This window comes from Myxococcales bacterium, assembly GCA_016717005.1.
In the GTDB taxonomy this organism is placed as follows: domain Bacteria; phylum Myxococcota_A; class Polyangia; order Haliangiales; family Haliangiaceae; genus UBA2376.
In genome coordinates this window covers 394,780-412,332 of sequence record JADJUF010000049.1, presented here as the reverse complement: position 1 = coordinate 412,332, position 17,553 = coordinate 394,780, and the positions used below count along the sequence as shown (strand labels likewise).

21 protein-coding genes and 2 pseudogenes are annotated in these 17,553 nt (G+C 74.9%); 10 read left to right on the top strand and 13 right to left on the bottom strand.

Translation table 11 applies throughout. The annotated features are described in order from the left end of the window. Positions 1 to 485: hypothetical protein (locus IPL61_40935; protein MBK9037546.1), on the top strand; the 485-nt coding region annotated here is incomplete at its 5' end. Here the strand turns inward: IPL61_40935 and IPL61_40930 are convergent. Continuing rightward, positions 464 to 943, bottom strand: coding sequence for a hypothetical protein (locus IPL61_40930; GenBank protein ID MBK9037545.1), 480 nt, complete (start codon positions 941 to 943; stop codon positions 464 to 466). The genes IPL61_40935 and IPL61_40930 overlap by 22 nt on opposite strands. A gap of 366 nt (positions 944 to 1,309) precedes the next feature. Here IPL61_40930 and IPL61_40925 point away from each other — a divergent pair. Then, positions 1,310 to 1,952: pseudogene (locus tag IPL61_40925) on the top strand (phytanoyl-CoA dioxygenase family protein). Positions 1,953 to 1,975: 23 nt separating this feature from the next. Here the strand turns inward: IPL61_40925 and IPL61_40920 are convergent. After that, positions 1,976 to 3,457 (bottom strand): deoxyribodipyrimidine photolyase, encoded by a 1,482-nt coding sequence (locus IPL61_40920; GenBank protein ID MBK9037544.1) that lies wholly within the window; start codon positions 3,455 to 3,457, stop codon positions 1,976 to 1,978. A 29-nt stretch (positions 3,458 to 3,486) separates the two neighbouring features. Beyond that, positions 3,487 to 4,206, bottom strand: a complete 720-nt coding sequence (locus IPL61_40915) for a hypothetical protein (GenBank protein MBK9037543.1) — start codon at positions 4,204 to 4,206, stop codon at positions 3,487 to 3,489. Positions 4,207 to 5,269: 1,063 nt separating this feature from the next. Between IPL61_40915 and IPL61_40910 the strand changes: the two genes are divergently transcribed. Genes IPL61_40910 through IPL61_40900 form a run of 3 tightly spaced genes read left to right on the top strand, consistent with a single transcriptional unit; the run spans position 5,270 to position 6,917 of the window. Then, a complete protein-coding gene (locus IPL61_40910) occupies positions 5,270 to 5,884 on the top strand; it encodes a hypothetical protein (GenBank protein ID MBK9037542.1) in 615 nt (204 codons plus the stop codon). Further along, positions 5,848 to 6,708 carry a hypothetical protein gene (locus IPL61_40905; protein MBK9037541.1) on the top strand — a complete coding sequence of 287 codons (861 nt, stop codon included), beginning with the start codon at positions 5,848 to 5,850 and terminating at the stop codon, positions 6,706 to 6,708. The genes IPL61_40910 and IPL61_40905 overlap by 37 nt, the downstream gene beginning before the upstream one ends. Positions 6,709 to 6,728: 20 nt before the next feature. Then, positions 6,729 to 6,917: a hypothetical protein gene (locus IPL61_40900; protein MBK9037540.1), complete on the top strand. Its 189-nt coding sequence runs from the start codon at positions 6,729 to 6,731 to the stop codon at positions 6,915 to 6,917. Here IPL61_40900 and IPL61_40895 read toward each other — a convergent pair. Further along, a pseudogene (locus IPL61_40895) lies at positions 6,912 to 8,498 on the bottom strand (DEAD/DEAH box helicase). The gene IPL61_40900 and the pseudogene IPL61_40895 sit on opposite strands and share 6 nt — an antisense overlap. A 313-nt stretch (positions 8,499 to 8,811) precedes the next feature. Between IPL61_40895 and IPL61_40890 the strand changes: the two are divergent. Further along, on the top strand, positions 8,812 to 8,985 hold the full coding sequence (locus IPL61_40890; protein MBK9037539.1) for a hypothetical protein: 174 nt from the start codon (positions 8,812 to 8,814) through the stop codon (positions 8,983 to 8,985). Here the strand turns inward: IPL61_40890 and IPL61_40885 are convergent. After that, positions 8,982 to 9,365, bottom strand: a complete 384-nt coding sequence (locus tag IPL61_40885; GenBank protein MBK9037538.1) for a hypothetical protein — start codon at positions 9,363 to 9,365, stop codon at positions 8,982 to 8,984. The two genes, IPL61_40890 and IPL61_40885, sit on opposite strands and share 4 nt — an antisense overlap. Between IPL61_40885 and IPL61_40880 the strand changes: the two genes are divergently transcribed. Both IPL61_40880 and IPL61_40875 read left to right on the top strand, forming a co-directional pair. Continuing rightward, entirely contained in the window at positions 9,349 to 9,981 is a 633-nt protein-coding gene (locus tag IPL61_40880; protein ID MBK9037537.1) for a hypothetical protein, read from the top strand. The two genes, IPL61_40885 and IPL61_40880, sit on opposite strands and share 17 nt — an antisense overlap. Then, positions 9,972 to 10,676, top strand: coding sequence for a M50 family metallopeptidase (locus IPL61_40875; protein ID MBK9037536.1), 705 nt, complete (start codon positions 9,972 to 9,974; stop codon positions 10,674 to 10,676). Before IPL61_40880 ends, IPL61_40875 begins: the two co-directional genes overlap by 10 nt. Here IPL61_40875 and IPL61_40870 read toward each other — a convergent pair. From IPL61_40870 to IPL61_40855, 4 genes are all read right to left on the bottom strand, one after another. Next, entirely contained in the window at positions 10,651 to 11,307 is a 657-nt protein-coding gene (locus tag IPL61_40870) for a hypothetical protein (protein ID MBK9037535.1), read from the bottom strand. The two genes, IPL61_40875 and IPL61_40870, sit on opposite strands and share 26 nt — an antisense overlap. Further along, a complete protein-coding gene (locus IPL61_40865) occupies positions 11,307 to 12,125 on the bottom strand; it encodes an NAD(P)-dependent oxidoreductase (protein MBK9037534.1) in 819 nt (272 codons plus the stop codon). The genes IPL61_40870 and IPL61_40865 overlap by 1 nt, the downstream gene beginning before the upstream one ends. An 11-nt stretch (positions 12,126 to 12,136) precedes the next feature. Then, on the bottom strand, positions 12,137 to 12,784 hold the full coding sequence (locus IPL61_40860) for a hypothetical protein (GenBank protein MBK9037533.1): 648 nt from the start codon (positions 12,782 to 12,784) through the stop codon (positions 12,137 to 12,139). A gap of 132 nt (positions 12,785 to 12,916) precedes the next feature. After that, positions 12,917 to 13,951 carry an ATP-binding protein gene (locus IPL61_40855; GenBank protein MBK9037532.1) on the bottom strand — a complete coding sequence of 345 codons (1,035 nt, stop codon included), beginning with the start codon at positions 13,949 to 13,951 and terminating at the stop codon, positions 12,917 to 12,919. Positions 13,952 to 14,232: 281 nt separating this feature from the next. Here IPL61_40855 and IPL61_40850 point away from each other — a divergent pair, with 281 nt between their 5' ends. Together IPL61_40850 and IPL61_40845 are read left to right on the top strand one after the other, a co-directional pair. Further along, positions 14,233 to 14,376, top strand: coding sequence for a hypothetical protein (locus IPL61_40850; protein MBK9037531.1), 144 nt, complete (start codon positions 14,233 to 14,235; stop codon positions 14,374 to 14,376). A gap of 114 nt (positions 14,377 to 14,490) precedes the next feature. Beyond that, entirely contained in the window at positions 14,491 to 14,850 is a 360-nt protein-coding gene (locus IPL61_40845) for a hypothetical protein (protein MBK9037530.1), read from the top strand. Between the two features lie 118 nt (positions 14,851 to 14,968). On the opposite strand, the gene IPL61_40840 is transcribed toward IPL61_40845, so the two are convergent. From IPL61_40840 to IPL61_40825, 4 genes are read right to left on the bottom strand one after another with little or no spacing between them, the layout of a single operon-like run. Further along, positions 14,969 to 15,679 (bottom strand): hypothetical protein, encoded by a 711-nt coding sequence (locus tag IPL61_40840; GenBank protein MBK9037529.1) that lies wholly within the window; start codon positions 15,677 to 15,679, stop codon positions 14,969 to 14,971. Positions 15,680 to 15,727: 48 nt separating this feature from the next. After that, positions 15,728 to 15,964, bottom strand: coding sequence for a hypothetical protein (locus tag IPL61_40835; GenBank protein ID MBK9037528.1), 237 nt, complete (start codon positions 15,962 to 15,964; stop codon positions 15,728 to 15,730). 35 nt (positions 15,965 to 15,999) lie between these two features. Further along, positions 16,000 to 16,278 (bottom strand): hypothetical protein, encoded by a 279-nt coding sequence (locus tag IPL61_40830; GenBank protein MBK9037527.1) that lies wholly within the window; start codon positions 16,276 to 16,278, stop codon positions 16,000 to 16,002. Continuing rightward, positions 16,275 to 17,504: a PQQ-dependent sugar dehydrogenase gene (locus IPL61_40825; GenBank protein MBK9037526.1), complete on the bottom strand. Its 1,230-nt coding sequence runs from the start codon at positions 17,502 to 17,504 to the stop codon at positions 16,275 to 16,277. Before IPL61_40825 ends, IPL61_40830 begins: the two co-directional genes overlap by 4 nt. Positions 17,505 to 17,553: the final 49 nt, after the last annotated feature.

Genomic DNA, 17,553 nt, shown 5'->3' with positions numbered 1-17,553 from the left:
GCTTCTTCGCGAAGTACTACGAGGACGCGGATCCCAACCCGCGCACGATCGTGAAGGTCGTGACCCGCACGCTCCTGTCGATGCCGGTCACGCTGACGCCGCTCCGCCACGTGCCGGCGCTGGCGCCGCTCGGCGAGTACGCCCGCTCGATGTTCCGCCCGACCCGCGCCAAGGTGTCGATCGACGGCATGGTGCTGCCCGGCGATGAGTTCACCGGCATCCACGTCGCGTCGATGTCGATCAACCTGGGCAACGTGCTCCAGTTCTTCGGCAAGGCCGATCAGGCCGGCCTGATGAACGCGCTGGTCGGCACGCCGTCGCCGTGGGCGATCGCGCGCAACCTGCCGCGATGGCGCGCGGGCGACGAGATGATCGGCCGCGAGGTCCTCGACCGGCCGTGCCGCGAGATGACGCTCGAGGCGACCGCCGGCGAGCTGCTCGAGCCGGTGATCGACGGCGAGTACTACAGAACCTGCGCAAGGTGACCTTCCGGATCGGCCCGCGCGTGCGGATCCCGAAGGTCGTCATGCCGCCGCGCGCGCCTGAGCCGCTGGCTCGCCGGCCGCCGGCTCACTGGCAGGTGCTGCTGACCACCGCGAGGGTGGGGGCAGTGCGTGCCGGGCGCGACCGAGGCCGCGGTCAGGTGGTAGAGGCGGCACTCGATCGTGTCGCCGGCGATGTCGCTGGCGTCGAACGGCGACAGCGACGCGAAGCCGGCGCACGCCGACAAGCACTCGGCGCTGGTCGCGTACGGCGACAGGTCGCCGCAGATCCGTCGGTCATCGCGCAGAAGCTCTCGCAGTCGCTCCCGCACACGCCGGCGCGCCGCAGGCCCGGCGCTGGGGGCGTGGGCCGCCGCGTCGAGCTCCGCGGCCGCGGCCTGGAACGTCCGGCACGCGACGGTGTGGCCGGCGTGGGTCGCCGGTTCGCCCAGCGGCATCACCTCGCAGGTCGCCAGGCAGCTGCTGCGATCGGAGGACTGCGCCACGGCGCCCGAGCAGTGGGCCGTGATGAGGTCGCAGTAGTCCCCTCGCACTCGCCGACCTGCGGGTCGCCGGTGTCGCCGCCGCAGGCGACCACGAGGAGCGAGAACAGCGGAGCGAGACCGAGGACGCGGCGCATCGTCGACATCCTACTCCGCTGTGGGCCAGGCGCGAGTCGGGTAGATTCCGACCGTGCTCACCGACCACGCGCGCACCGTCGAGCTCGCCGAGCCGCTGGCGGCGTGGGCGGCCCAGGGCTGGGCGCGCCTGGGCCCGTGCGCGACCGCGGCGGCGCGCGCCGCGCTGATCGAGCGGTCGACGGGCTGATGGACGGGACCGCCCCGCGCGACGGCATGTTCTTTCAGCACGACGCCCCGACCGGCGCCTACGACGATCTGCCGGTCCGACGCGGCTGGATCGGGCCGTCGCGGGCGTACCGCAAGATCGAGGGCGTCGAGCGCGATCCGGTCGTGCGCGCGTGGCTCGACAACCCGCTGTTCGCGCGGATCGCGCGCGCTCATCGGCGACGAGGTCGCGCTGTGCCGCGCGGTGATCTGGGACCAGGCCGCGTCCGCGACGACGGCGGGCGGCACCGAGCTGCCGTGGCACCAGGACGGCGGCAACTTCCTGGGGCCTGACCGCGCAGCCGACCGTGACCCTGTGGACCGCGCTCGACGACGCGCCGGTCGCGAGCGGCTGCGTCGAGCTGGTGCCGGGCAGCCACCGCGGCGGGCTGGCCACGCCCGCGGGCGGGACGATCCCCGACGCGCTCGTCGACGCGCGCGCGGCGGTCGCGGTGCCGGCGGTCGCGGGCGAGGTGCTGCTCTTGCACAACCTGGTCTGGCACCGCTCGCGCCGCAACCACACCGCGCGGCCGCGCCGGGCGCTGTCGTTCGTGCTGATGCCGGCGTCGACCGCTGCACCCGCACCCGCCGGGCGCCGCGGCAGTTCGTGCGGCTCTATGGGTAGCGCCGCTGCGGCGCCGCGCGCGCTCACAGCAGCGACGGCTGCGCCGACCAGCGCTCGAGGTAGCGCTTGACCCGCACCTTGCGCGCGGTGTTGTCCGAGGACATGTAGCGGATCACGCCGAAGATCGGGCGCTCGGGCCCCCACGGGCGATCGAACCGGCCCAGGGTCCAGAAGATGCCGCTGTACGAGTTGGGGTCGCGGCCGTCGAGCGCGTACTTGTTGTTGAGCTCGATCAGCGCGGCCAGCGCGGCCCGCGGCGACGGGCTCCACTCGAGGATCTTCTTGCCCCAGAGCATGCGCAGGTAGTTGTGGATGCGGCCCTCGGCGACGAGCTGGCGCTGGGCCGCGTTCCAGAGCGGATCGTGGGTGGCGGCGCGCTCGAGCTCGGCGAGGGTGTAGCGGTGCGGGCGCGGATCGCCGGCGTGGGCGTCGAGCGAGGTCCGGGCCCACGGCGGCAGCGCGTCGTACTGATCGTAGTCGGGCCGGTAGTGACAGAAGCCATGGCCGAGCTCGCGCCAGGTGAAGAGCTCGTCCATGAAGGCCTCGGCCGGCGGCGGCAGGCCCCACCAGCCGTCGCGGCTGCCGGTCGCGCGCTGCCCGGCCAGCGCCGCCGGCGACCAGCCGGCGCTGCGCCAGACCGCGTCGACGATCGTGTGGGCGCCCATGTGGCCGAAGTGCAGGTACGGCGACAGGCCGCTGGCGGCCGCGACCTCGGGCTGGTTGCGGGCGTCGGCGTAGCGAGGCAGGCGGGTCGCGACGAAGCTGCGCAGCACGGCGGCGGCCGCGGGCGCGCCGCCGCGATCGTCGACCGGGCCCACGGCGTGATCGATCGGCAGGCGATCGAGGCCGGCGCCGGCGAGCAGCGCCGCGGTGGCCGCGGGCCAGCGCCGCAGGATCGCGCCGGGGATCGCGGCGCCCCCGAGCGTGGCGGCCGCGCGCGCCAGCGGCCGCGGGCTCGGCCCGTGACCGAGGTGGGCGCCGAGCACCTTCTGCCAGTGCCAGCGGAACGCCGCGGCGGTGGCGAACGCGCGGCCGTGGGCGCGCAGCGGCAGGAGGCCGACGCCGTCGATCAGCTCGAGGCGGCCGTCGAGCTGGCGGCCCGCGGCGGCGACCATCGCCGGCAGGAAGAACCCGGGCTGCTCGTCGGTGATGACCACCGCGGCCCGCGCCGCGAGCGCCGCCAGCAGGCCGCGGCCGGCGCCGGGCGTGGGCTCGACGTACGGGTAGTAGGTGACGCCGGCCGCCGCGAACGCCGCGGCGTTGGCGGCCATGCCGTCGAGCACGAACCGGTGCATGCGATCGCTGGCCCAGCGGTAGCCGACGCGGAGCGGCTCGAACACCAGGAGCGGCAGGCCCAGCGCGGTCGCGCGCGCGACGGCGTGATCGAGCGCGAAGCTCGCGGTCGCGCGCCGGGCGCCGATCATCCAGTACAGCACGTACGCCGCCCGGGCCCGATCCGGACGATCGGCCACCACGGTCAGGCGCTCGCGCGGGATCTCCGGCACCGTCCTTCGACGCCGGGGCGCGGCGGCGGTTACGCCCGGTGCAGGCGATCGGCGGCGGCGGCCAGCGCCGCGGCGGCGCCCTCGGTCAGCACCGCGCCGTGGCCGGGGATGATGCGCGCCAGGCCCGGGCGCGCGGCCAGCCGCCGCAGGTGATCGGCGTAGGCGCGCTTGTCCTTGACGATGAACGTGCGCGCGGTCCAGGTCACCTTGGGGCCGCCGGTCGAGCCGAGCAGCTTCATCACCCAGCCCTTCGCGCCGGGCAGGCGATCGGGCAGGTTCATGAACCCGTCGTTGAAGATCAGCGTCAGCCTGGCGTCGTCGTCGCGGTGGATGAACACCGCCTCCGACGGCACGCCCGCGAGCGGCTCGACCTCGACCCGGCCGCCGGTCGGCAGCGCGCCGTAGTCGCCGTCGACCGGGACCCGGGCGCCGACGCGGCGGTGGGCGGCCGGCATCGCGACGACCCGGGCGTCGGGGTAGCGGGCCTTCCAGCGCGGCGCGTCCAGGCGGTGGAACCCGCTCGGCACGACGATCCAGCGCACCGGGCCGAGCGCGTCGAGCTGCGCCATCGTCGCGGCGTCGCACGCGACCGCGCTGTGCGCGGCGAGGCCGCCGTCGGCGGTGCGCCACACCGTCATCCGCCGCCCGATGGGCAACAGGTCGAGCGTGGCGTCGACGATCCACAGCCCGGGCGCGACCTCGGTGAGCGGTCCGTGCGATGCTGCCTGCCATGTTTCGGGCGTCGCCATCCTGTCGAGATGCTCGCCGATGGTGGGTCGTCGCGCTACTGGTGGCGACCGCGTTCACGCCCGCGGTCGCCGACGACGCGGCCCGGCCGACGCCGCCGGACACCGGCGCGCTGTTCGATCGGAAGCCGACGCCGCCGGCCACTGGCGCGCTGTTCGACCGCAGCCCCAAGCGCCGGCCGCTGGCGCGCTGCCCCGACGCCCAGCTGCTGCCGTGCCCGCGCCGCGACGCCGCGGCGCCGGCCGCGCTCACGACCGTGCTGACCCGCGCGTTCCTGCGGCGGCTGCCGAGCCTCGACGCCGACGTCGGCGCGGTCGCCGGCGCGGTGATCGGCACCGGCCGCGACGACGCCGGCCTGAGCGCCAGCGGCGCGACCGGCGTCGACAGCCACTGGACCGTCGACGGTGCGCCGATCGACGCGCCCCTACACCGGCGGCCTCGGCCTGACCGTGCCGCTCGCGTTCGTCGAGGACCTCACCGTCGGCACCGCCGGGCTCGGCGCCGACAGCGGCGTCGGCGTGGGCGCGGCCGTCGACGCGCGGCTGCGCACCGCCGGGGCCGTCGCCGCGGCCGAGGGCCGCGTGTGGCTGGGCGCCGGCCGGGCCGCGCCGTGGCTGCCGCGCGCGCGCTCGCAGTTCACGCCGTTCCGCGGCCGCCTGGTCGGCCCGCGGACGATCGCGGCCGAGGCCGTGGTCAGCGGGCCGCTGCCGGCCGTCGCCGGCGGCCGGCCCTGGTACCCTCGTCGGGTCGCGCCGCGGCTCACCGATCAGAGCCTCGAGCGCGCGGCGTTCCGGCAGGCCGACGCCGACGGCGACGGCGTGGCGGATCGCGACGGCGCCGGGGCGATCGTCCACGAGGCGATCGCCAGCGGCGAGCGCGCCGCGATCGCGTACGACGTGCCGTTCGTCGCGCGCGCGGGCTGCGGTTCGGGCACCATCAGCTCGACGTCACCGCGCTGGGCGAGGTCGCGCGCAGCCCGCGCTGGATCGTCCCGGCCGAGGACAGCGCCGCCGGCGTCGAGCGGACCAGCCTGGTCGGCACCGCCAGCGCGACCTGGCGCGGCCAGTGGGCGCGACCTCGGTGCGGCTCCAGGGCGCGTGGTTCCGCAGCGACCGCACCGACGACGCGCGCATTGCCGCCGGCGACGCGCCCGCGATCGGCTCGGCCTACGTGCCGGCGGTCACCGAGCTGCCGATCGGCGACGCGCTCGATCAGCAGGTGCGCGCGGCCTGCGCCGACGGCACCGGCGACGCCTACCCGCTGATCGCGAACTGCCCGATCGCGACCGGGTTCTACTGGACCGGCGGCGCCGGCGCGCTGGGCCAGCTCACGATCGATCGCCCGAGCGCCCACGCCGAGGTGGTCCACACCCACGGCGCCCATCGCCTGGCGCTCGGCGTCGCCGGCGACGACGTGCGCGCGGTCAGCGCCGCGCGCTACAGCGGCGGCCTCATCCGGCAGCGGCTCAGCCCTGACGCGTTCATCGACTACCAGCTGGTCGAGGTCGGCGACGGCCCCGACACCTGCGCCGGCACCGCGTGCACGTTCCTGGATCGCGCGACGACGACCTACCGCACCCGCACCGTGGCCGCGTTCGTCGCCGACACCTGGCGGCCGGCGCCGAGATCGCGGTCGAGTACGGCGTGCGCGCGCAGTCGAGCCAGCTCGGCACCGCGCTGACCCTGCGCGAGGTGCTGCCGCGGGCCAGCGTCGCCTGGGACTTCCTCGGCGGCGGCCGGTCGCGCGCGTTCGTGGCCTGGGGGCGCTACGCGCCGGTGGTGCCGGCCGGCCTGGGCGCGGTCGTCTACGCCGGGCCGACGCTCTTGCAGACGCTGACCTTCGCCGGCAGCGCCGACGAGTCGCTCGGGGGCAGCGCCGGCGAGGCGGTCCAGCCCGACGCCCGCGGCACCCGGGTCGACGAGGCGCTGGCCGGCGTCGAGGTCGGCCAGCCCGACGTCGTCCGCCTGGGCGTGTCGGTGCGCAACCGTCACCTGGGGCGCGCGCTCGACGACGAGCTCGGCGCGCTCGGGACCGCCGGCGCCGCCGCCGGCGCGGTCGCGACCCGCGAGTACGACGAGGTCGCGAGCTGGCTGACCAGCGCGCCGACCGGCAAGCTGGCGGTGCGGCTCGGCTACACGTGGTCGCGGCTGCGCGGCAACTGGCCGGGGCCGTACGATCCGGTCGAGGGCTACCAGCTCGGCGGATCGTCGCTGTTCGACGAGGGCCCGTCGGCGGCGTACGCCAACGCCACCGGCCCGCTGCCCGGCGATCAGCCGCACCGGTTCTTCGCCGAGCTGGCGCTGCGCGGGCGCTGGCGCGGCCTCGCCCTCGACGGTGGCGTCCGCGCGACCGCCGCGTCGGGACGACCCCGCAGCGCGCGCATCGGTCGCGGCCAGACCTTCGCGGTGCCGCGCGGCGCGCTCGGGCGCCTGCCGGCCTTGACCCAGGCCAACCTGCACGTCGGCGCGCGCCGCGGTCGCTGGAGCGCGACGCTCGACGTCTGAACCTGTTCGATCGCCGCGGCGTGGTCGCGGTCGAGGAGTCGTTCGCGCGCGACGCGTCGCCGATCGTCGGCGGCGACGCCGGCGATCTGATCTGGCTCAAGGACGACGTCGTCGAGGGCAACCCGGCCCTGCGCGTCGACGGCTACGGCCAGCCGACCCGGTACCAGGCGCCGATCAGCGCGATCGTCGCGGTCGCCGTCGAGCTATGACGGGCGGCCGCCGCCGCCGCCACCCCGCCGCCGCCGCCGACCGCCGCCACCACCGGGGCGCGGGGCGCCCGCGGGCGCCGGCGCGGACGTGGCCGGGCGCTGCCCCTCGGGGCGCGCCGGCTCGCGGCGGTGATCATCGCGCCGGGGCGCGTCCCGCCGCGGCGACGACCGGCGCAGCTCGTCGCGCCGCGCCTGCATCTGCGCCTGGGGCGACATCGCGACCCGCTCGCCCGGGCGCAGCGGCCGCGGCGCCCGATCCTCGAACGGGTGGCCCTCGATCACCGGGATGTTGATGCGGATGAGCCGCTCGATCGCGACCAGCAGCTCGCGCTCTGTCGGCCTCGCAGAACGACACCGCGTAGCCCGACGCGCCGGCGCGGGCGGTGCGGCCGATCCGGTGGACGTACTGCTCGGCGACCTCGGGCAGGTCGAAGTTGACGACGTGGGTGATCACGTCGATGTCGATGCCGCGGGCGGCGATGTCGGTCGCGACCAGCACCCGGATCTTGCCGGCCTTGAAGTCGGCCAGGGCCCGCTCGCGCGCGCTCTGCGACTTGTTGCCGTGGATCGCGGCCGCGCCGACGTCGCTCTTCTCGAGGTGATCGGCGATCTTGTTGGCGCCGTGCTTGGTGCGCGAGAACACCAGCACCCGGCGCATGCCGACGTCGCGCAGGAGCTCGATCAAGAGGGCGCGCTTGTCGGCCTTGTCGACGTAGGCGACCTCTTGCTCGACCTTCTCGGCGGTCGACGACACCGGGGCCACCGCGACCCGGACCGGGTCCTTGAGCAGCTGGTCGGCCAGCGCCTGGGCCTCGGGCGGCATCGTCGCCGAGAAGAACAGCGTCTGGCGGCGGTCGGGCAGGAGCCGGATCACCCGCCGCACGTCGTGGATGAACCCCATGTCGAGCATGCGGTCGGCCTCGTCGAGCACGAACACCTCGAGGTGGGGCAGGTGCAGGAGGCCCTGGCCGGCGAGGTCGAGCAGGCGGCCGGGCGTCGCGACCAGCACGTCGAGGCCGCTGCGCAGCGCCTGCTTCTGGGGCTCCATGCCGACGCCGCCGAAGATCACGACCGTGCGCAGGTGCAGGTGCTTGCCGTAGGTGTTGAAGCTGCGGCGATCTGCGACGCCAGCTCGCGGGTCGGCGTCAGGATCAGCACGCGGATCGGCCGCGGCCCGCGCAGCGCCGGCGGGGTCGGCGTCACCAGGCGCTGCAGGATCGGCAGCGCGAACGCCGCGGTCTTGCCGGTGCCGGTCTGGGCCAGGCCCAGCAGGTCGCGGCCCTCGAGCAGGTGGGGGATGGCGCGGGCCTGGATCGGGGTCGGACGCTCGTAGCCTTGCTCTCGCACCGCGCGCGCGATCGGATCGATGAGGCCGAGGTCGTCGAAGCGCTCGGGCAGTGGTTCTTTCACGGGTCGCGGACCTTGCCACGTCCCGGCGGCCAGCGGGAGCCGCAGAGGCCCAATCCCGGCCGATCGGGCAAGGAACCACACCCGCGCCCGACGCCGACCGCGGGTCAGCCGCCGACGCCCAGGTACCAGCGCAGGCCCACCGCGCGCAGGTGCAACTGCGCGGGAGTCCATGGGCGACCCGCGCCGCTGTGCACGGCTTGGACAGCGCACGGTGTAGGCGGGACAGCGACGTCGGCGGTCAGTCAGGGGCGGTCCGTGCGCTACCATCGGGGCGTGGCCGCCGAGGATCTGCTGAGCGCGCTGTCCCTGCCGGACTGGCTGGTCGGCCCGGCGCTGATCGTCGCCGCGGCGGCGGGCCTGGCGGTCGTGACGGGGCTGCCGACCGACGACGTCGTCGTCGACACGCTGGCCTGGACCGGGGCGTGCGGCGTGGTGACGATGCTGGTGCGCTGGTACGCGCTGCCCCTACGCCCGCCTCGGCGAGGTGATCGACACGACCGGGCTCGCGCTGGTCGCGGCGGTCGGCCCGATCGTCGGCGTGCACCGGATCGCGACGGTCGGCGCCGACGCGATCGCGCTGGTCGGGCTCGGGGTCGGCGCGCTCGGCGTGCTGGTGCTCGCGCTGATCGTCCGCCGTCGCCGCCGCCGCCGCCGTTAGCGCTTGTCGCCGGACTTGCCGCGGCCGAGCAGCCGGCCCGCGCGCGAGTCTTTGCCGTCGTCGTCGCCGAACAGCTTGATGCGCTTGCCGGCCCGGTTGTGGCCGATCGCGTAGACCAGCCCGGCGATGCCCGACAGCGGCAGCAGCACCATCAGCACCGGCATCAGCAGGAACGCCGGCAGGATCTTGGAGACGATGCCGGCGACCATCACGTACACCGCCGCGACCGGGATGGTCTCGCGCAGCGACCCGGCGTAGAGCCAGCCGAGCGGCCCGAAGAAGAACGACAGCGCCGACGAGATCAGCCACGACTTCTCGCCGGCCTTGGTCGGCCGGGCCAGCTCGGCCTTGACGTCGCCGGCCTTGCGCGCCAGGACCATCGCCCGCTCGAGGTCGCCGGCGCGGGCGCCGATCGACGGCCTCGCTGGGCTCGGCCGGGATCTCGTCGGTGGGGCGGGCGCGTCGTCCGACCAGCTCGGCCTGGCGGCGGCGCAGCGCGTCGGCCTCGGCCCGGCGGGCCAGGATGCGCTCGCGCGCGTCGGCCTTGCGCTGGCGGTCGACCTCGGTGGTGGCGGCGACCTCGGCCTCGAGCGCGCGCAGGCGCGCGCGTACCTGATCGTCGTCGGCAGCCACGGGACGAACTATGGCATGATTCCTGACCGAACCATGCGCCGCCTGGTCGCTGCCACGATCCTGTTCGTCACCGCGGCCTGCGCGGGGCCGCCGCTGCCATCCGAGGAGCCGCGCGCGAAGACCAGCAAGCGCACCGGCAAGCACGGCTCCGAGGCCGTGCGCGAGGCCGAGGATCCCGAGCGCGTGTCGAACAAGGGCAAGGACTGGGACGGCTGGCGCTACGGCGGGAGCCGCGACGACTGCTTCTTCGTGGTCGGCCGCACGTGCTTCTCGTCCAAGGTGGCGGCGTGCAAGGCCGCGAAGTGCGGCGGCAAGTCCTGCGTCGCCGACGGCGGAGGTCCGGCGACGATCAAGTGTCGCTAGCCGCGCGCCCAGCCCGGGTGATCGCGGTGGTGGTCGCCGGGCTGTACCTGGTGCCGTACGCCGGCTACCTGCTGTACCCGGTGCTGGTGCTGGCGACGGTGATCCACGAGCTCGGCCACGCGCTGGCGGTCGTGGTCACCGGCGGCGCGGTCGCGACCATCGCGCTGGCGCCCGACGGCGGCGCGGTGACGGTCCACGGCGGGGGCAGCCCGGCGGTGATCGCCGCGGCCGGGCCGCTGGCGCCGGCCGTGGTCGGGGCGGTCCTGCTGGCCGCGTCGGGCTGGCCGCGCGCGGATCGGATCGCGTTGATGGTCGTGGCGGCGACGATCGCTGCGGGCGCGGCCGGCTGGATCCGCGGCGGGTTCGCGCTGCCGGCCGCGCTGATCGGCGCCGCGGGGCTGGCGCTGCTCGCGGTGGCGCCGCGCGCGGTGGCGCGCCCGGCCACGCTGGTCGTCGCGCTCGGCGTCGGCCTGGCCTGGCTGGCGCGCCGCGAGGAGCTGTTCGGCGCGACCGCGGCCACGCCCCACGGCCGCTTGCCGTCGGACGTCCAGGCCCTCGCGGCCGCGGCCGGCGGGACGACCTCGACCTGGGCGTGGGGCCTCGTCGTCGGATCGCTGGCGGCGCTGGCGCTGGGCGCGGTCGTGCGCGCCCGTGGCCCGGCGGCCCGCGTCAGCTCGTCGTCGGCGCCGCGGTGAGCTGGGTCAGCACCACCTCGGCGAACTGCGCCGACGCCAGCGTGGCCGCGGGATCGTCGACGATCGCGCGCACGATCGCGATGGCCTCGGCGCGCTCGCCGCGGCGGTCGAGGATCAGCGCCCGGTTGACCTGCAGCACGCCGGCGGTCTCGGGGTCCGGGGTCGCGGCCAGGCCGCGCACGATCGCGGCCAGGCGCGCGTCGTCGTCCTCGAGCAGCGCCGCCAGGTCCTTCCACGCCGGCGCGAAGTCGGGCAGCTCGGCCACCAGATCCTCGAGCGCGGTGCGGCGCTCGCGCGGCGGCAGCCACTCGAGCATCGCGTAGGCCTTGCTGAACCCGCCCGGCAGGTCGCCGTGGCGCTCGCGGCGGACGGTCGCGAGCGAGGTCTCGGCGGTGAAGGTGCCGCGCGGCGCCAGCTTGTCGACGACCCTGTACCAGCGCTCGGCCTCCTCGAGCTGGTCGGCCAGCAGGTAGGTGAAGGCCATGTCGTAGGGCGGGTACGGCCAGCGCGGCGCGCGCTGGTAGGCCGCGAACAGGAGCTCGAGCCCGCCCGGGAGATCGCCCTGGGCGCACAGGGTCCGGCCGCGCTCGTGCAAGGCGACGGCCTCGTCGGAGGGATCGCCGTCGGCCATCAGATGAAGAAGTCGGGGATGAGGTTGGCGTCGGGCACCATCGCGTACTTCGCCAGATCGGTGACGCCCTCGGCGGCGAGGACCTCGTCGTCGACGAAGAAGTTGCCGGTGCACGCGCGGCTGGGCCGGTTGAAGATCGCGTAGGCCGCGTCGGCCATGATCTCGGGCGAGCGTGAGCCCTTCATCGCGGCGTCGCCGCCGAGCAGGTTCTTGACCGCGGCGGTGGCGATCGCGGTGCGCGGCCACAGCGCGTTGAACGCCACGCCGTCGCGCCGGAACTCCTCGGCCATGCCCAGCACGCACATGCTCATGCCGAACTTGGCCATCGTGTAGGCGACGTGCGGCGCGAACCAGCGCGCCTCCATGTTCAGCGGCGGCGACAGGTTGAGCACGTGCGGGTTCGCGGCCTGCTTCAGGTGCGGCACGCACGCCTGCGAGCACACGAACGTGCCGCGGGTGTTGATCTGGTGCATCAGGTCGTAGCGCTTCATCGGCGTCGACGTGGTGCCGGTCAGGTGGATCGCCGAGGCGTTGTTGACCAGGATGTCGATGCCGCCGAAGGTCGCGACGGTCTTGGCCACCGCGGCCGCGACCTGATCCTCGTGGCGGATGTCGACGACGCAGGGCAGGGCCTTGCCGCCGGCGGCCTCGATCTCGGCGGCGGCCGAGTAGACCGTGCCGGGCAGGCGCGGGTCGGGCTCGGCGGTCTTGGCGACGACCGCGACGTTGGCGCCGTCGCGCGCGGCGCGCAGCGCGATGGCCAGGCCGATGCCGCGGCTGGCACCGGTGACGAACAGGGTCTTTCCTCGCAGCGACATCGTGGCACCTCTCACATCGGGGGCTGGGGCATGGTCGGATCGGCGTAGGGATCGTACTCGGGCGGGCCGAAGGCCTTGGCCAGCATCTGGCAGCCGGCGACGCCGGCCACCACCGCCGTACCGAACACGAAGAACGGCCACGACACGCCCAGCGTGCGCCAGGGCCCGTCGTCGCCGGGCTTGACCGCGACGAAGATGCAGCCCGTGATCAGGCCCAGGCACGCGGTCAACAGGCCGACCGTGGTGATCGCGATCGGCGCGCGGATGAACCGCCCGGTCAGGCCGAGGATGCCGGCCGCCGCCATCGCGCCGGCCGCGAGCAGGCACACGGCCAGCGTGATCAGCCCGAAATACGCGAAGCTGGTGCCGGGCTTCTTGGGCAGGTCGGGCGGCCCATCGCGCCCGAACTCCTCCGCGACCTCGGCGGCGCGGGCGTAGGCGCGGTTGAGCTCGCGCACGAGCTTGAGGTTCGAGATCTGCTCGCAGTGGTCGTCGCCGCACTGCTTGAACGAGAGCAGCGTCATCGACAGGCCCATCGACTTGTTCGACTTGAGCCACGGCAGGAACAGCGACACGACCAGCAAGGCCGCTGCGACGATGCACACGATCGACGCGGTCTGCTTCTTCTTGGCGATCATCTGCGAGCTGTCGGCGTACATGGCTCCCCCTCTGAACAGGCGCGCGACGATAGCAGAAGGCGACCGCGGGGTCGGGCCGCCGCGCGCGATCCGACCGCGATCCGACCGCGCCCGACCGCGATCCGACCGCGATCCGACCGCGCCCGATCGCGGTCACGTCCGGGTGTGGGTCGACAGGACCTTGCCCATCTCGGCGTACTCGGCGTGGGCGCCGGTCCAGAGATCGTCGACGGTCAGGTTCCGGTCCTCGCGCGCCGCGACCACCGCGGCCCGGACGATCGCGTTCTTGATGTAGCCGCCGGTCATGCGGAACTGCTCGGCCAGCGTCTGGAACGGCGCGTCGGTGAGCCCGGTCGCCGGCGGCAGGAGCTTGGCCCACAGCGCCGCGCGCTCCTCGACCTCGGGCTCGGGGAACCGGACCCGGAAGTTCAGGCGGCGCTGCAGCGCCTGGTCGATCGAGCTCTCGAAGTTGGTGGTCAGCACGCTGACGCCGTCGAAGGTCTCCATGCGCTGGAGGATGTAGTTGACCTCGAGGTTGGCGTGGCGGTCCTGGGCGCTCTTGACCTCGGTGCGCTTGCCGAACAGCGCGTCGGCCTCGTCGAACAGGAGCATCGCGTTGGCGTCGTGGGCCTCGTCGAAGATCCGGCCGAGGTTCTTCTCGGTCTCGCCGACCCACTTCGAGATCACCTGCGACAGGTCGATCCGGATCAGCTCGAGGCCGAGCTCGGACGCCATCACCGACGCCGCCATGGTCTTGCCGGTGCCGGGCTCGCCCGAGAACAGCGCCGACACGCCGCGCGAGATGCCGAGGTGGCGCTGGTAGCCCCAGCGCTCGAGGATCACCGACCGCTGCCGGACCATCGCGATCATGTCGCGCATCGAGCCGACCACGTCCTCGGGCAGGACCATCTCGTCGAACCGGGCCTTGCGGCTCAGCAGCGTGCCGTAGGCGCCGAGGCGGATCGACAGGCGCCGGCCGATCGCGTCCTCGAACGCGGCCCGATCGAGCGGCGTGGCCCGGGCGGTCGAGAACCGCGCGGCCTCGGCCACGACCTCGGCGATCGCGCCCGGGCCCAGCACGTAGCGGCCGGCCAGCTCGGCGGCGTCGGTGGTGGGCACCGCGGCGTCGACGCCGGCCAGGGCCGCGGCCCACGCGTGCTCGCGGTCGCCGAGATCGCTGCGCGGCATGCGCACCAGGTGGAACGGCCGGCCCAGGGGCACGCTGGTCAGGGGCCCGCCCTGACGCGGCCAGGATGACCAGCGCCGGCCCGCGCCCGATCGCCGCCATGGCCGCGCGCTCGCTGTCGCGCTCGCCGGCGAGGGCCTCGGCCCCGGTCAGCACCGGCACCGCGCCGCGCAGCAGGCACTCGCCGAGCAACAGCCGCACCGCCGCGGTCCGGTCGGTGCCGCCCGCCGCCAGCAGCTCGCCGAGGTCGGCGATGAGCACCGGCTGATCGCCCGCGGCGGCGATGCGGGTCGCGACCGCGCGCCGGCCGCTGCCGCGCGGCCCGAGGATCAACACGGCCGCCGGCTCGGTCGCGCCGTGGGTGCGCGCGGCGATGGCGTCGGCCAGCTCGAGCAGCTCGGGCGCCATCCAGGTGGCGTCGGCCTGAGCGATCGTCGCCAGCTCGTCGAGCGGCGGCGGCAGCCGGTCGTCGCCCAGCGCCCAGGTCGCCAGCCGCGGGTGGCCGCGCACCAGGCCGGCCTCGTCGATCGTCAGCAGGCCGGTGTCGACCAGGCGCGCGCGCGGGTGGGCGGCCTGGGCCCGCGCGTCGGGCGCGGCCAGGGCCGGGTGCAGCTCGGCGCACACGTCGAGGTACACGCCGGCGCGGCGGCGGCCGGCCATGGCGTGGACCAGCTCGCGGGTGTCGTCGTCGATGGCCACGGCGATCGCGATCGCGGCCAGCGCCTCCTCGGCGGCCGACAGGCCGGCCCGCGCGGTCACCGGGGCCAGCGGTGACGGCGGCGCCGCGGCCACGACCTCGGCCAGCGTGGCGGCGACCGCGGCGGCGGCCTTCTTGTGGGTGTCGCTGGGCCGCAACGCGAGCGCGCCGAGCCGGGCGATCGCGTCGGGATCGCGCAGGTAGATCTGGGTCGGGGCGCGCGCGTCAGCGAAGCCGGCGCCACGGTTGAGGCGGGTGAGGAACGCGGCCTCGGCGCGCAGGCGGGTGGCCGCGACCAGCGCGGTCAGCGCTGGCGGCAGGCTCACGTCGACGCCCCGTCGTCGCCGGGCGGGTCGTAGACCGTCGACGCCGGCGCCGGTGCGTCGGGCGCGTCCTCGTCGGCAGGCGCCGGCGCGGCCGGCTTCTTCTTCCGCTTCTTCTTCGGCGTGGGCTCGGCGTCGGCGTCGGCGTCAGCCGCGGCGGCCGCGCCGTCCGCGTCGTCGCCATCCGCGTCGTCGCCATCCGCGTCGTCGTCGTCCTCTTCCTCGTCGCGGATCCGGCCCTCGCCGAGGATGAGCTGGTCCTCGGCGGCCTCGAGCATCGACAGCTGGCCGCGCAGCTCGTTCAGGTCGACGCGGATCCGGTCGAACGAGGCGTGCAGCTCGGCCGCGCCGGGCAGGGCCGCGATCGTCAGCACCGGCGCCAGCACCGCGAGGGTCTCGTTGAGCGCGTTGAGGCGATCCTCGGCGAAGTAGAACTGGCCGTTGCGGCGCCCAGAGATCACCTCGCGCAAGGTCGCCATCGCCTCGCGCTCGTCGTCGCTCAGCGCCGCCAGCGTCGAGAGATCGACGTCGCGCCCGTGCATCAGATCGGTCACCGTCCGCACGACCGAGCCGTAGCGCCGCACCGCGAGCGGCGCCTCCTCGACCGCCTCGTCCTGTTCCTCGTCCTCACGGGCCGCGGTCTCGTTGACCCGCTCGGCCTCCTCGGCCTTGAGGAGCTCTTCGTCGGTCAGCTCGTCGAGGATCCGCACCGCCAGATCATCGCCCCAAGCTGGCCGAAAAGCACGCGAGGGCGCGCGCTACTCGATCTTCTCCCACCACTGGCACCACCAGTTGCCGCCGACCAGGACGCGCAGCTTGGGGTGCCAGCAGTACGCGATCTTGTCGTCGGGATCGAGGTAGTAGAGGCAGTTGTCGCAGCGCTCGTCGCCGTACGGCACGCCCTTGAGGACGTTGTCCTCGATCATGTGGCGGAGCTGGAGCGCCAGCTTCTCGTCGATCTCTTTCGGCTCGGGCTTGGGCAGATCGTCTGACATCGCGTCCCAGCATAGCCGGAACCTCGCGCGCGCCATCACCCCGCGCGCCGGATCCGCGCGATCCACGCCTGGCGCGCTGCGTCGTCGAGGGGCTCCGCCAGCGCCGCCGCCAGCTCGGCCAGGAGCCGCGCGGCGTCCTGGGCCCGGCCGCGCTGGGCCTTGGCCGCCGGGGCCAGCCGGCCGATGGCCTCCCACCGCGCCGTCGACTCGGCCCGGGCGGCGTCGAGCGCGCCCACGACCGCGGCCAGGTCGTCGGCCGCCGGCGGGGACCCGGCCGCGAGCGCCGCGCGCACCCGGGCCTCGGCGTCGGTCACTCGACCTCGATGCGGTAGACCCGTCCGGAGGTGCGCGCCGCCACGTACAGCTCGCCGAACCCGTCGACGCCGAAGCTGGCGAGCTGCTGGTACAGCAGGCCGGTCGGGTCGACGTCGGCGGTCCGATCGGTCACGTCGGTCGCGACGCCGCCGACGACCTTGAGCGTCTTGACCCGGCCCGAGCCGTAGTCGCCGAAGAAGAACGTGCCGGCGTAGTCGGGCATGCAGGTGCCGCGGTAGACCGCGCCGGCGATGACCGAGTTCTCGCCGTTGGTGCGGCGATCGATCGCGAGCAGCGGCGCGGCGTAGGCCCCCGGGTTGTCGCAGCCGGCGTTGCCCTCGCTGTCGGCGGTGAAGCACTCGGGGCCCTCGAACACCGCCCAGCCGAAGTTCTTGCCGGCCTGGCCGGCCGGGACCAGGTCGATCTCCTCGAACGCGCCCTGGCCGACGTCGCCGATGTACAGGTCGCCGCTGGCGCCGTCGATCGCGAACCGCCACGGGTTGCGCAGGCCCCACGCGTACATCTCGGGCACGCCGCCGCCGCCGGCCCACGGGTTGGTCGGCGGGATCCCGTAGGGCGCGCCCTGGTCGACGTCGATCCGGAGGATCTTCGACAGCTTCGAGGTGGTCCGCTGGCCGTTGCCCAGGAAGTTGTCGCCGCCGCCGCCGTCGCCGATCGAGATGTACAGGAACCCGTCGGGGCCGAACGCCAGCGTGCCGCCGTTGTGGTTGCCGTACTGGTGAGTCTCGTCGAGCAGGCGGCGCTCGGTGGTGCCGGCGGTGTCGGCGCCGGCGGCGGCGGCGTACTCGGCGACGACCACGTTGTTGCCGTTGGTCGTGTAGTAGACAAAGAACCTGCCGTTGTCGGCGAAGCGCGGGTGGAACGCGAGCCCGAGCAGGCCCTGCTCCTCGTCGGTGGCGTTGACGACGGCGTCGAGATCGAGGAACGGGGTCGGCAGCAGGGTGCCGTCCTTGACCACGCGGATCCGCCCGGGCTGCTCGAGGATGAACAGCCGGCTGTCGCCGATGGGGGCCGCGATCCCGACCGGCTGACGGAGGCCGGTGACGATCGGCACCAGCGCGAGGGCGGTGCCCGGCGTGGGCTGACAGAAGGGCGCGGGCGGCGTGTCGATCGGGGCGGCGTCGACGGCGGTGCCGCCGTCGGAGCCGGACTTGCTGCCGCCGCAGGCGGCCAGCGCGAGGAGGAGGGCGTGGCGAGGCTTCACCGGGTAACCCTAGCGCACGAGCGGGGTTCGCCGAAGCCGTTGCGCTCGG

What these genes read in the sequence shown, in the direction of transcription:
- IPL61_40870 (MBK9037535.1), bottom strand. Translation starts at nt 11,307, where the DNA reads ATGGCCGACGGCGATCCCTCCGACGAGGCCGTCGCCTTGCACGAGCGC.
- IPL61_40855 (MBK9037532.1), bottom strand. Translation starts at nt 13,951, where the DNA reads ATGCCGCGCAGCGATCTCGGCGACCGCGAGCACGCGTGGGCCGCGGCC.
- IPL61_40835 (MBK9037528.1), bottom strand. Translation starts at nt 15,964, where the DNA reads ATGTCAGACGATCTGCCCAAGCCCGAGCCGAAAGAGATCGACGAGAAG.
- IPL61_40860 (MBK9037533.1), bottom strand. Translation starts at nt 12,784, where the DNA reads ATGTACGCCGACAGCTCGCAGATGATCGCCAAGAAGAAGCAGACCGCG.
- IPL61_40885 (MBK9037538.1), bottom strand. Translation starts at nt 9,365, where the DNA reads ATGGTCCTGGCGCGCAAGGCCGGCGACGTCAAGGCCGAGCTGGCCCGG.
- IPL61_40850 (MBK9037531.1), top strand. Translation starts at nt 14,233, where the DNA reads ATGCGGGTCGCGACCGCGCGCCGGCCGCTGCCGCGCGGCCCGAGGATC.
- IPL61_40915 (MBK9037543.1), bottom strand. Translation starts at nt 4,206, where the DNA reads ATGGCGACGCCCGAAACATGGCAGGCAGCATCGCACGGACCGCTCACC.
- IPL61_40865 (MBK9037534.1), bottom strand. Translation starts at nt 12,125, where the DNA reads ATGTCGCTGCGAGGAAAGACCCTGTTCGTCACCGGTGCCAGCCGCGGC.